We start from the raw sequence: 12,239 nt of genomic DNA, 5'->3' as shown, positions 1-12,239 counted from the left end.
ATTCACCTCTTCCTGCCGGTACCGGTTTCCTAGCGTAGGGAGTGACGCACGAACCGCGCATGGCACGTCCGGACCATTTAGCTCCTGATCCTTCCGGCCTAAAGGGTCCGCTAGACCCTGATCCTTCCGGCGTAAATGGTCCGCGCGTCGGGCAGCCGGACCGAGACCGGGGTCCCGAAGCCGTACAGCGTCGTGGTCGAGGAGACGGCGACCGTCTCCCCGCTCCCATTGGTGAAGCTGAAGCGGTGGCGCACCTTGCGCAGCCGCCCCTCGTCGTCGAAATACGCGTCGAACGGCACGATGTCGGTGGCGAACCCTTTCGCCGCCGCCGCCAGCGCCGCCCGCGCGTACGGCTCGGCCACCCGCGCGGCCAGCGCGATGTCCGCGCTCCCACGGAAGTGGCGGACCCGCACCCCGTCGGAACTCTCCTCCCCCGCGTACGTCACCTCACGCGCGCTGCGCAGCAGCTCCGCCGCCGCGAGCGGATCGGTGGCCCCGCCGGTGACCAGATTCCCGTCGGCCAGGGTGGTCGTGTCGATCCGCACCCACTTGTCGGCCGGCACCCCCGCGCCGCGGTTCTTCATGTAGAGCGCCCCGGGGGTCATCAGCTCGGTGACCGGCCGGTGCTCGGCCGTCCCCGCTGGGTCCTTCGGCAGGACGACGGTCAGCCGTCCCATCCGGCGCCGAAAGTCGTAGGCGCCCTCCCCCCGGATCGTCACCCGCGTACCGCCGGACGCCGTCTCCATCGCCGTACGGGCCCGGGCGCTGCCCGCCGCGAGCAGGACGTCCGCCGCCGCCCGCACCTCGTCCGTCGGCGTCCGGCCATCGGCGAGCCGCCCGTGAGCGGCACCGAAGCCCGGCCGCTCGTCGTCGGCGGCTTCGGCCCCGTCACCGGAGCAGCCGCTGGCCGCCATCACGCCCAGTACGGCGGCGGCCACGGCGACCTTCCCGCCCCCGCGCCTGTGCTGCTGCACCACCATCGCCTGCCAACCCCCAACACGGAACACTGCTTGTGCGAGACCTCCGCCCGCCTCCCCTAACGAGAACCTGGGCCCGTCGTCACGCGGGGGGTACCGGTAGGGCCCGGCGCCAGTACCGTGGAGTTGTGCTTTCGCAGGACATCCCGGTCTCCGGTCCGGCACCGCATCAGACGACCACCACCGAACGCGGCTCCTTCGCCGTCGCCCGCTGCACCTGCGGCTGGCGCGGTCCGGCACGAAGATCGCGTGAGCGCGCCCGCACGGACGCGCGGTCCCATGCGTCGACCCCGCGGCTGGACGGCTGAGCACCGAAGAGGGCCGGCCGACGGCTGAGCAGCAGAGGGTACGGCGACCGACCGGCCATGCCCGCCGCATTCCTGCCGCGTTCCTGCCGCATTCCCGCCGCGCCGTCAGCTCATCGATCCACGGTCGGGGTCCAGCCCGCCGTCGGCTCATCACCCCACCACCAGGGGGCGCGAACCGCCGTCGGGGCGCATCGTGCGGCGCGGATTTCCAGGGTGCGGTAGCCCGTACGGAGGCGCCCGGATGGCCGGGAGGTCAAGGGGACGGTGCCCTTGTCACAAGGGGCTTTTCCGATACGACCGCAAGGACGTCTCAGCATGAACCGGCTCATATCCCGCGCCACCACCACCAGCATCGGCACCACTGCCACTGCCACCGCCATCGGCACTGCCACCGCTACCGCCGTCGATGGATCGCCCGCCAGCCGCCCGACCGCACCGGGCACGACGCCCGACGGACCCCCCGGCATATCCGGACCGCGCACAGGCCCCTCAGCCGCCCCCCGGGCCTCCCGGGGGCACAGTGGGCGCGGCGCCCTCACCACGATTGCGGCGCTGGCCCTGGCCCTGTCACCGCTGCTCATGGGCCCCGCGTCCGCCGCCGCGTCCGTCCCGTCCGCCCCGTCCAGGGACTCCACCGCCCCCACCGCCCCCGCCGCCTCCACGGCGGCCAAGCCGGACGGCCCGATCGAGAGCTCACTCTCCGTCGCGGGCACGGGAGCGGTCGCCGCCGTCAGTACGGTGCTGATCGTCCGCCGTCACCAGCGCCGCAGCCGCAACGAACGCCGCTGACGAGCCCCTACGCCGTCCCTCTCCTGGCCTCGTACTCGCACTCGTAAAGACGCACTCGTACGTACGGATCAGGCCGCGAGATCCTTCTCGCCCGCGCCCTCGACCCGCGCCTCGGGGATGTCGAACGCCTCGGTCCGGTCACCGTCCCGGCCGGGGACGGGGCACTTCGAGCGGACGAGCACCCGCGCCCGCGACCCGGCGATGGCCGACACCAGCGGGGTCAGCAGGGCCAGCGCGAGCGGCGCGAGCAGCAGTGTGACCGCGGTGCCCAGCGCGAATCCGCCGATCACATCAGTCGGGTAGTGCACGCCCATGTAGATGCGGAGGAAGCCCTCGGTGACCGCGAGGCCGAGCGCGGCGAAGCCCAGCTTCCGATGGGCGAGGAAGATGCCGACCGCGAGGGCCATCGCCATCGTCGAGTGGTCGCTGACGAAGGAGTAGTCGGTCTTCCCGGCGACCAGGACCTCAAGCCCCTGATGGTCCACGAAGGGCCGTGGTCGCTCCACGAAGCCGCGGATGGGGATGTTGATCACCACCGCGATGGCCGCGGCGAGCGGCGCCCAGGCGAGCCCGGCGACGGCCGACACCGAGTCCTCGGCGGTGCCGCGCCGACGGACGCTCCACCAGCTCCAGAGACCGACGACGACGAGGCCGAACATGATCCCGTACTCACCGATGAAGCCCATGATGCGGTCGACCCAGGGTGGGGCGGCTCTGGACAGGCCGTTGATGTCGTAGAGCAGGCTGATATCGGGACCCGATCCTCCGCTCGCCTCCGCGAGTGGGATCTCCCTTGCGAGTCCAGCCATCTCCTACGGCCCCTTGCCTTGTCCTGCCCGCTGCCCTGTGTCCGCCTGCCGCGGCGCACCACGGGGTGCGCCACCGCCACCAACCCCCGTGAGCAGTGTCCGGTGGCCGCCGCGGGTCGGTGCGGCTCTTCCGTCCAGGGAACGGCCTGCTCCCCGCGGACGTTCCACTCTCCACCGAACGATCACCATGACGTTATCGAAGAGAGATGCGTCGCCGCAGCTCAGGGCCGTTGCCCAGCGCATGGTTCCAGCCACGCCAGTCGCCCGATCAGGCTTCGGGCGCAAAGCTGGGCAGTGCTTTCGCGCCATCCTCGGTGACCCGAGTGGCCCCGAAGTAGTCCGGGGTGTCGATCTTGTCGAAGCGGATCACCGCACCGGGTCGCGGCGCGTTGATCATGTAGCCGCCGCCGACGTACAGACCCACGTGACGGATGGCCCGGGAGTTGGTGAGGTCGTCGGAGAAGAAGACGAGATCGCCGGGGAGCAACTCCTCCCGCGAAGGATGCGGTCCGGCGTTGTACTGGTCGTTGGCCACCCGCGGCAGCTCGATGTCCACCGTGCGATAGGCGGCCTGGGTCAGCCCGGAACAGTCGAACCGGCCGCCCTGCTCGGTGGTGCCGTTACCGCCCCAGAGGTACTTCGTCCCGAGCTTCTGCTGGGCGAAGTAGATCGCGCCGGCGGCCTGCCGCGAGGGATCGACCCGGCCGACGGGCCGGGCGAAGCTCTTCTCCAGAGTGCGGATGATCTTCACGTAGTTCTGGGTCTCGTTGTACGGGGGGACGCCGCCGTATCTGATGACGGCGTAGGCGCCCGCGTTGTAGGCGGCGAGCATGTTGTTGACCGGATCGCCGGGCGCCTTCTTCACATATCCGGCCAGCGCGCAGTCATAGGTGGCGGCGGACGGAATCGCGTCGGCCGGGTCCCAGACGTCACGGTCGCCGTCCTTGTCCCCGTCGACGCCGTGCGCGGCCCAGGTGCCGGGGATGAACTGCGCGATGCCCTGGGCGGCGGCGTGGCTCTGGGCCCGGGGATTCCAGCCGCTCTCCTGGTAGAGCTGGGCGGCGAGCAGCGCAGGGTTGATGGCCGGGCAGAGGTTGCCCCACTGCTGGACCAGCGACTGGTACTTGGCGGGCACGGAACCCTTGGCGAGCCCGACGGAGCCGTTCTTGCCCCCGCCTCCGAAGACGCCGGATGCGGCGGTGAACGTGCCGACGACGAGGAGCGCGACAAACGCCAGTGATGCCCCGATGGAGACACCGGCGACCAGCCACGCCTTACGCACCGTCAACCACCCTTCACACCCGAGGAGTCCGCCCCGCGCCAGTGTAGGCGCGCGGGGCGCGGATCAGGAGGTGGCGGGCGACCGGGCCGCGACACATACACCGAGGTCCGCGCGCCCCATGACGCGCGTCATGCCCCCTCCCGTACGCCCCCTTCTCCTGAAGGCGGTTGCAGGAACGTTTCAGGCGCACCCGGGCCCAATGGGGACAACGCGCGCCCGAAACGTGAGGAGCGCCCCAAAGGTGGAACAACGACAGTCATTGCCCGGAGTCACGCAGCGTGATACACAGAGTGACGGTACGGGCTCCTCGCCATGAAATGATCCACTTCTCCGCAGGTCAGAACGGTGGCATCGGTCATACGCGCGGAGATCGGGTAAAGAGACCCGCCAAGTCGTCGTGCGAGGCCGGTTTCATCAGCGAAGATAGAGCGATGACCCGTGCCGAGGGGCAGGGGCAGCGAACAACCCGACAGGGGCGGTGAGTTACACATGATCCTGGCAGCCGAAAAGGGCGATATCACCACCATCATTGGCGGAATCGCTCCAGATTGGGGGCCCTTCGGGGGCCTGGGCAACGAAGCCCGGGTGATGATCGAGGTGGTGATGGCCGTGGCCATCCTGCTCTGCCTCGGCATCGCGATCTGGGGTGCGGCCAAACAGCGCATCGGGGCGACCGCACTGCGCGACACCTTCAGCGCGGAACAGGGGAAGGGACTGATCGTCGCCGGACTCACCGGCGTCTTCATCATCGGCTCCCTGGGGACCGTCTTCACCATCGTGTACGGGATGGCCGTCTGACCCCACCCGCCGTCCCCTCTCTCCCCAGCGTGCCCCGGCCCCCCTCAGAGGTTGCGTCTCCCTGATGTCGAGTCACCACACCGCGCCCGCGCGGCAAGCAGCGCGGCTACCGTCGTCGTACGGCACCGAGCCGTACGACGCGGAGCCGCACCCGGTTGAGGGAGGGCGACTCCCGCAGCGGAGCGAGGGGAAGTACGCGAGATGAGCCTCGGCGACGACCACGGCGGCTACCGCGGTGACACGGGTGGCCGCGTGGACGACGGCTTCGGCGGCACGGGCCAGACCCGCACCCGCCTGCCCGGCACGCCCGAGACCGACAGCTACGGCGGCGGGCGCCCACCACGCGGCTCCCGCTCCGTGATCACCGTGGTGGGCGTGATCGTCCTGCTGCTCGCGGCCATCGTGTTCGCCAACCGCGGCGGGGGCGACGACGACTCCCCCGGCTCGACCTCAAAGGCCCCCCGCGGCGCGGACCCGACGGCTGCGACGGGCGTGAAGCCGGTGAAGGGCCTGTCGGAGGGCATCCCGACGGGGTACGCGCGGGACGCACAGGGGGCGCAGAGCGCGGCGACGAACTACCTGGTGGCACTGGGATCCGACGGGATGTACGAGGACGACCGCCGCGACCGGATCGTGAACACGGTCTACGCGCCCGCCGTCGCGACCACCCGCAGGAACGGCCTGGACAAGGTGTACTCGGACGAGAAATTCCTCACCCGCATCGGGCTGACGCCCGAGGGGACCGCGCCGACCGGCATGACGTTCATCTCACGCTTCAACCCCATGGGTTCCAAGGTGGAGAAGATCGGCAGCGACAGCGCGAGCGTCTCCGTCTGGTACTCCGCGCTGTTCGGGCTGGCCGGTGAGGGTTCCAAGAGCCCGGTCACCGAGAGCTGGTACACCAACACCTTTGAGCTGAAGTGGGTCGGTGGCGACTGGAAGGTCACCGACTTCACGCAGAAGGACGGACCCGCGCCGGTCGGCCGCGACCAGACCGCCTCCGGGGCCGAGGAGATGGCCGAAGCCGTCCAGCAGTTCGGAGGGTTCACCTATGCCCGTTAACCGCCGCCGCGCGCTCTCCATCGGCGCCGCGCTCACCGCCGGCCTCCAGACCACCGTGGTCCTGCTGGCGAGCCGGGCCACCGCAGCCCCCACCCCCTCACCCACGCCGAGCCCGAGCGCCACCAAGGACGAGTGCGACCTGATCCGCGGTCCCGCCCGCGACTACTGCGACAGCGGCTCGGGCAGCGGTCGTAGCACCACGCTCGACCCCGCCTCCGCCGCCGACCCCCTCGGCGCCCTCGGCCGCGCCTGCACCGACGCCGCGTCCTGGACCGTCGACACCCTCTCCAAGGCCGTCAAGTCCACCGCCACCGTCGACTTCACCAACACGACTTTCCTCTCCCAGTACGCCGTCGTCTTCGCCGCGGCCACCGTCCTCACCCTCCTCATCTGGCTGCTCGCCATCGCGAAGCGCGCCATCCGCGGCGTCCCCTTCACCACCGCAGTCTCCGAGGCCATCGGCTTCCTCTGGCTGGCCGTCCTCGCCTCCGCCTTCACCCCGCTGATCCTCTACACCCTCGTCTCCGCCACCGACGGCGTCACCGAGGTCATCGCGGGCGGCACCGCAGGCCAGACCGACATGTTCTTCGGGAACTTCTCCGCCGCCCTCAAACGCGGCAATGACATCGGCGGCGGCCCGATCATGCAGATCGTGGTCTCGCTCGTCACCATCGTGGCGGCCGGCGTCCTCTACCTGGAGCTGTTCATCCGCGCGATCGTCCTCTACGTCGGCGCGCTCCTCGGCGTCGTCGTCTACTCCGGACTGGTCGACAAGAACATGTGGGGGAACATCCGCCGCTGGGCCGGCATCATGATCGCGATCATTCTGGTCAAACCGGTCATCGCCATCGTCCTCGGTCTCGCCGGCGCCCTCACCAACTCCAGCGACCCCGACTCCGTCTCGGCGATCGTCTCCGGCCTCGCGATCATCATCCTCGCCATCGTCGCCTCCGGGATGATCTACCGCTTCGTCCCGGGCTTCGGCGACGAGATCGTCGCCTCCCGGAACAACCGCATCCAGGGCGGCGTCGAGAACCGCGCCGCCGCCGTCATGAGTTCCCCCGCCGCCCTCGTCTCCCAGGGCATCAAGACCCACAGCGTCCGCGGCGGCGGTGGCGGCGGCGAGTCCGGTGGTGGCGGCAGCGCGCCCCAGCCCGCCAACCCCATGAGCGGCGGTGTCGCCGCGCACAGCAGCCGCCCCACCGGCGGAGGCGGCGGAGGCGTCGCGCCCCCGCCCCGTAGCGCCGCACCCGGCACCAGCAACCCGCACAGCAACCGCAAGAGCACAGGAGCAGGAGGTGGAGGGCGTTGAGCACGCACTCCCATCCCATCGCGCCCCGCCGTACCTATCTCATCGGCCGCGCCCGGCCGAACGCGATCATCGGCAAGAACCGCGAGACCGGCGAGATCGCCCTGATCATCGCCGGCGCGTTCTTCGGCATGATGAGCGGGCTGCTGGTGCCCGTGCTCACCCTGCGCATCGTGCTGCTGATGGGCTTCCCCATGCTCGCGCTGGCCGCCGTCTACGTCCCCTTCAAGGGCCGTACGTTCTACAAGTGGTTCGAGATCAACCGCAGCTTCAAGCGCACCGTGCGCGCCAAGACGGTCTACCGTTCGCCCGCAGCCGAGGCCGGCACCCGTATCGACGGCCGTGAGGTCGAGGTCGGCCCGCCCCCCGGCATCGGCCGGATCAACTGGCTCGCCGCCCCCTTCGGCCCCGACGAGATCGCCGTACTTCTGCACGCCGACCGCCGTACCGTCACCGCCGCCATCGAGATCGAGGGCCCCGGCGTCGGACTGCGCGACAGCGAGGACCAGGAAGCCCTGGTCGACCGCTTCGGCACCCTCCTCAAGCACGTCGCCAACGGCGACGGCTTCGTGACCCGGCTACAGATCCTGGCGCGCACCCTCCCCGCCGACCCCGACGCCCACGCCAAGGACGTCGCCCAGCGCGGTGACACCCACTCCCCGCCCTGGCTGCGCGACTCCTACAACCAGCTCCAGTCGATGGTCTCCACCTCCAGCGAGCAGCACCGCGCCTACCTCGTCGCCTGTATGCACTACACCCGCGAGCTGGCCGCCGAGGCCAATGCCATGGCCCGCGCCTCCCGCGCGACCACCAAGGCCCGTCGGCTCGACAAGGACGCGGGCCTCGCCGTCGTCATGGCCCGTGAGTTGACGGACATCTGCGCCCGGCTCGCGGAGGCCGACATCCGGGTCCGCCAGCCCCTCGGTCAGGGCCGGCTCGCCTCCCTCGTGCACTCCATGTACGACCCCGACCACCCCATCGACCACATCCAGGCGATGACGAAGCGGAACGCCTGGCCCGCCGAGCTGGACGCCATGTCGCCGACCTACCTCCAGGCGAAGACCCGTGAGTCGTCCACCCGTGCGCCCTGGTGCCACTCCACGGCCTGGGTGAAGGAGTGGCCGATGACCCCGGTCGGCGTCAACTTCCTGGCGCCGCTGCTCGTGCACACCCCCGATGTGATCCGTACGGTCGCGGTGACCATGGACCTCGAACCCACCGAGGTCGCCATCGAGCGGATGCTGACGGAGAAGACCAACGACGAGGCCGACGCCAGTCGCGCCGCCAAGATGAACCGCACGATCGACCCCCGCGACATCGCCGCCCACGGCCGGCTGGACCAGCGGGGTGAAGATCTCGCCAGCGGTGCGGCGGGCGTCAACCTCGTCGGGTACATCACGGTGTCGTCGCGTTCGCCCGAAGCCCTCGCCAGGGACAAGCGGACGATCCGGGCCTCGGCCGGTAAGTCGTATCTCAAGCTGGAGTGGTGCGACCGCGAGCACCACCGGGCCTTTGTGAACACTCTGCCGTTCGCGACCGGCATCCGCCGTTAGGGGCCCTGATCCTGATGCGAGATCCGCTGTCCGCCGTCACCGAGGCGTTCACGGCCTTCCTCTTCGGCAAGGTCGAAACGACCCGGCTGCCCGTCCGCACCTCGACGGGTCAGGCCCAGGCCGTCTATCTGCCGACCGCGGCCCCCGGCCTCGGCGACTCCGGCGTGATCATCGGCCGTGAGGTCTACAGCGGTAAGGGCTATATCTACGACCCCTTCCAGTTGTACGGACAGCAGTTGCCGGCCCCGCACTGGCTGGTGCTCGGCGAGTCCGGCAACGGCAAGTCGGCGCTGGAGAAGACGTACGTCCTGCGCCAGCTCCGCTTCCGGGACCGGCAGGTCGTCGTGTTGGACGCGCAGGGCGAGGACGGCGTCGGCGAGTGGAATCTGATCGCGCAGGAGCTGGGCATAACCCCCATCCGGCTCGATCCGATGACGGCCCTGGACGGCGGCATCCGGCTCAACCCGCTCGACCCGGCGATCACCACGACGGGTCAGCTCGCCCTGCTCCGTACGATCATCGAAGTGGCGATGGGCCACGGCCTGGACGAACGCTCCGGCTTCGCGCTCAAGGTCTCCCACGCCTTCGTCAACGCCACGATCACCGACCGCCAGCCGGTCCTCACCGATATCGTCGAACAACTGCGCCACCCGGAGGCGGAGTCCGCGGAAGCGATGAACGTGGACATAGACGATGTACGGGCCTGGGGCCTCGATGTCGCCCTCGTCCTCGACCGGCTGGTCGACGGCGACCTGCGCGGCATGTTCGACGGCCCGACGACCGTCGGCATCGACCTGGACGCCCCGCTGATCGTCTTCGACCTCTCGCACATCGACCGCAACTCCATCGCGATGCCGATCCTGATGGCGATCGTCGGCGTCTGGCTGGAGCACACCTGGATCCGGCCGGACCGGAAGAAACGCATCTTCCTGGTCGAAGAGGCTTGGCACATCATCAACAGCCCGTTCGTCGCCCAGCTCTTCCAGCGGCTGCTGAAGTTCGGCCGGCGCCTCGGCCTCTCCTTCGTCGCGGTGGTCCACCACCTCTCCGACGTGGTCGACGGCGCCGCCGCCCGGGAGGCCGCGGCGATCCTCAAGATGGCCTCCACCCGGACGATCTACGCCCAGAAGGCCGACGAGGCCAGAGCGACGGGCCAGGTGCTGGGCCTGCCCCGCTGGGCCGTCGAGATCATTCCGACCCTCACCCCCGGCATCGCGGTCTGGGACGTCAACGGCAATGTCCAGGTCGTCAAACACCTGATCACCGAGGCCGAACGACCACTCGTCTTCACCGACCGGGCCATGACCGAGTCCTCAGGACCGGCGCTGCCCGAAGACGTGGCAGCCGCCGAGTGGGAGGCGGAACAGCGGGCGGCGCTGATCGAGCGACAACAACTCGACGCGTCCTCCGAGTCGACGGTGGCGTGAGATGCCGGAGCGCGGACGGCGCGGTCCCGAACGGGAAGGGACCGGAGGCATCCCGGACGGCCTGCTGCTGGGGCTGGTCGGGCTGGGGATCAGCCTGCTCTTCCTCGCCTGGACGGCGACGGGCCTGGCGGGTCTGTTCACCAACGGGTCCTGGCCGACCGGTGTGACCTTCAAGAACGCACCCCAAGCGGTGCGTTCCCTCGTCTCGGCCCCACAGGACCTCCCCGCCGCCTGGCCGGCGACCCCCGCCGACGAACTATCGGGGTACGGGCTGTTCTGGGGCATCGCCATCAGCGAACTGATGGTGCTGCTGGTGCTGACGGTCTTTCTGCTGGGCACCCTGGCACGCTGGAAGGTGGTCCGGGCGACCCGCCGCGCCGAGCGCCACGCCGCTGTCCGCCCGCCCGGAGGCCCTGCCGAGACCACCACGGCGTACGGGGGCCCGCACTCGGCCCCCGTCACGCCCCCGCCCCCCACCGAACAGCTCCCCACCCCACCACCGGCCGCCCACCCCACCCCATCCCCAGACCTCACCCCGGCCGCGCACACACCACCGCCGCAGCCCACCAGCACCACCGTCTCCAACGCGGCCGTCGACACCACCGGTTCCCGCCACCCGGACCCCGGACCCGCCACCCCCTTCATCGCCGCGGTCCCCGCACCACTGCCGTCTCCCCGGACCGCCCGACTGCTGTACGGCGATCCCGACGCCCGCCGCCCCAGCACGCTCCAGGCCATCCTGGACGCCGAGGGTCCCGCCCTCGTCGTCACCTCCGACCCCGCCGTATGGTCCGAGACCAAGGACGCGCGGGCCAAACTCGGCCCCGTCCTCGTCTATGACCCCGGCCATCTGTGCGACACCCCCGCCCGCCTCCACTGGTCCCCCACGGCGCACTGCGAGGACACCGACACGGCCGCCGCCCGCGCCTCCGCCCTGCTCGCACCGGTCCGCCCACGCGCCCTGCTGGACGCCGCGATGGTCGATACCGCCGAGACCCTGCTGCGCTGCTGGCTCCATGCCGCCGCCGTGGACGGGCGCCCCGTGAAGCAGGTGCACCGCTGGGCACAGGGCACCGGTCTGCAAGAGGCGGTACGCATCCTCCGTACGCACCCCAAGGCCGCGGGCGGCCACGCCGGCCTCCTCGAATCGGCGCTCACCGCCCATCCGGAACGCCGCGAGATCGCTCGGGAATTGGTGGCCCGGGCGCTGGGCGCGCTCTCCTCGATCCACATCCGCGAGGCCAGCACTCCGAACCGAACTGATTCGCTCGCTTTGGAATCTTTTGCGAACGACGGGGGAACGCTCTATCTGGTGGGGGAGCCCATTGAGGATCCGAAATCCCGCCCCGGAGCGATGCCACTGCTGACCGCGCTGGCGTCAGACGTGGTCGAGCGCGGCCGCCGCATGGCCGTACGGTCATCTGCCGGCCGGCTCGACCCACCAATGACGCTCGTTCTCGACGATGTCGCGGCGGTGGCCCCCCTCCCCCGGCTCCCCGAGCTGCTGGCCACCGGCCAGGCACAGGGCCTGCCCACCCTGGTGCTGCTCCGCTCCGCCGAACAGGCCCGCGCCCGCTGGCAGGAGCCACTCCCCCAGTAGCAGCACCCGCCGCAGCGCTACCCGGCCGTCCGCGAGGCAGCAGGCCACCACAGTGACCTCCAACCGCCCCCGGCCAGGGGACCGACCTCTGACCAATGGCCGATCCCCACACCCCCGTCAGGGCCCAGAGGGACCGCCCCCGGATATGCGAAAGGGGCCCCGCGCCCACCCGGCACACGACCCCACCCCAACAAACACCCACCACCCCGCACGCGCGCGCCCGTGCCCGGAAAGAGGGCACAACGCAAAAATGCCTCAGTCTTCCCAGACCATAAAAGGTCCGGGAAGACTGAGGCTAAAAATTGTTCGGCGGCGTCCTACTCTC

Annotated in this window: 11 protein-coding genes; 8 read left to right on the top strand and 3 right to left on the bottom strand. The window is 70.4% G+C overall.

Features of this window, described 5'->3' with window-relative positions; all coding sequences use genetic code 11:
- Positions 1–110: 110 nt before the first annotated feature.
- Positions 111–980 (bottom strand): hypothetical protein, encoded by an 870-nt coding sequence (locus ACH4S7_RS30055; RefSeq protein WP_398524721.1) that lies wholly within the window; start codon positions 978–980, stop codon positions 111–113.
- A 125-nt stretch (positions 981–1,105) separates the two neighbouring features.
- On the opposite strand from ACH4S7_RS30055, the gene ACH4S7_RS30050 reads away from it, so the two are divergent.
- A complete protein-coding gene (locus tag ACH4S7_RS30050; protein WP_398524493.1) occupies positions 1,106–1,285 on the top strand; it encodes a hypothetical protein in 180 nt (59 codons plus the stop codon).
- 315 nt (positions 1,286–1,600) lie between these two features.
- Positions 1,601–2,074, top strand: coding sequence for a hypothetical protein (locus ACH4S7_RS30045; RefSeq protein WP_398524492.1), 474 nt, complete (start codon positions 1,601–1,603; stop codon positions 2,072–2,074).
- A 68-nt stretch (positions 2,075–2,142) separates the two neighbouring features.
- Here ACH4S7_RS30045 and ACH4S7_RS30040 read toward each other — a convergent pair whose 3' ends face one another.
- Both ACH4S7_RS30040 and ACH4S7_RS30035 read right to left on the bottom strand, forming a co-directional pair.
- The gene (locus tag ACH4S7_RS30040) at positions 2,143–2,883 is read right to left on the bottom strand and encodes a phosphatase PAP2 family protein (RefSeq protein WP_398524491.1); all 741 of its coding nucleotides are present in this window, start codon (positions 2,881–2,883) and stop codon (positions 2,143–2,145) included.
- Positions 2,884–3,151: 268 nt separating this feature from the next.
- Positions 3,152–4,165: an NlpC/P60 family protein gene (locus tag ACH4S7_RS30035; RefSeq protein ID WP_398524490.1), complete on the bottom strand. Its 1,014-nt coding sequence runs from the start codon at positions 4,163–4,165 to the stop codon at positions 3,152–3,154.
- A gap of 489 nt (positions 4,166–4,654) precedes the next feature.
- Here ACH4S7_RS30035 and ACH4S7_RS30030 point away from each other — a divergent pair, with 489 nt between their 5' ends.
- The 6 genes from ACH4S7_RS30030 to ACH4S7_RS30005 all read left to right on the top strand — a co-directional run bounded on the left by ACH4S7_RS30030 (position 4,655) and on the right by ACH4S7_RS30005 (position 11,914).
- Positions 4,655–4,963, top strand: a complete 309-nt coding sequence (locus ACH4S7_RS30030) for a hypothetical protein (protein WP_398524489.1) — start codon at positions 4,655–4,657, stop codon at positions 4,961–4,963.
- Positions 4,964–5,164: 201 nt separating this feature from the next.
- A complete protein-coding gene (locus ACH4S7_RS30025; protein ID WP_398524488.1) occupies positions 5,165–6,025 on the top strand; it encodes a hypothetical protein in 861 nt (286 codons plus the stop codon).
- Complete coding sequence (locus ACH4S7_RS30020; protein WP_398524487.1) at positions 6,015–7,337, top strand: hypothetical protein; 1,323 nt, start codon at positions 6,015–6,017, stop codon at positions 7,335–7,337. The genes ACH4S7_RS30025 and ACH4S7_RS30020 overlap by 11 nt, the downstream gene beginning before the upstream one ends.
- The gene (locus ACH4S7_RS30015; RefSeq protein ID WP_398524486.1) at positions 7,334–8,887 is read left to right on the top strand and encodes an SCO6880 family protein; all 1,554 of its coding nucleotides are present in this window, start codon (positions 7,334–7,336) and stop codon (positions 8,885–8,887) included. Before ACH4S7_RS30020 ends, ACH4S7_RS30015 begins: the two co-directional genes overlap by 4 nt.
- Positions 8,888–8,901: 14 nt before the next feature.
- The gene (locus ACH4S7_RS30010; RefSeq protein ID WP_398524485.1) at positions 8,902–10,314 is read left to right on the top strand and encodes an ATP-binding protein; all 1,413 of its coding nucleotides are present in this window, start codon (positions 8,902–8,904) and stop codon (positions 10,312–10,314) included.
- Position 10,315: 1 nt separating this feature from the next.
- Positions 10,316–11,914, top strand: a complete 1,599-nt coding sequence (locus tag ACH4S7_RS30005; RefSeq protein WP_398524484.1) for a type VI secretion protein — start codon at positions 10,316–10,318, stop codon at positions 11,912–11,914.
- Positions 11,915–12,239 lie beyond the last annotated feature (325 nt).

It is taken from the genome of Streptomyces sp. NPDC020965 (genome assembly GCF_044333555.1).
Lineage (GTDB): Bacteria > Actinomycetota > Actinomycetes > Streptomycetales > Streptomycetaceae > Streptomyces.
This window is presented reverse-complemented; position numbering and strand designations above follow the sequence as displayed.

What these genes read in the sequence shown, in the direction of transcription:
- ACH4S7_RS30055 (WP_398524721.1), bottom strand. Translation starts at nt 980, where the DNA reads ATGGTGGTGCAGCAGCACAGGCGCGGGGGCGGGAAGGTCGCCGTGGCC.
- ACH4S7_RS30045 (WP_398524492.1), top strand. Translation starts at nt 1,601, where the DNA reads ATGAACCGGCTCATATCCCGCGCCACCACCACCAGCATCGGCACCACT.
- ACH4S7_RS30040 (WP_398524491.1), bottom strand. Translation starts at nt 2,883, where the DNA reads ATGGCTGGACTCGCAAGGGAGATCCCACTCGCGGAGGCGAGCGGAGGA.
- ACH4S7_RS30030 (WP_398524489.1), top strand. Translation starts at nt 4,655, where the DNA reads ATGATCCTGGCAGCCGAAAAGGGCGATATCACCACCATCATTGGCGGA.
- ACH4S7_RS30025 (WP_398524488.1), top strand. Translation starts at nt 5,165, where the DNA reads ATGAGCCTCGGCGACGACCACGGCGGCTACCGCGGTGACACGGGTGGC.
- ACH4S7_RS30020 (WP_398524487.1), top strand. Translation starts at nt 6,015, where the DNA reads ATGCCCGTTAACCGCCGCCGCGCGCTCTCCATCGGCGCCGCGCTCACC.
- ACH4S7_RS30010 (WP_398524485.1), top strand. Translation starts at nt 8,902, where the DNA reads ATGCGAGATCCGCTGTCCGCCGTCACCGAGGCGTTCACGGCCTTCCTC.
- ACH4S7_RS30005 (WP_398524484.1), top strand. Translation starts at nt 10,316, where the DNA reads ATGCCGGAGCGCGGACGGCGCGGTCCCGAACGGGAAGGGACCGGAGGC.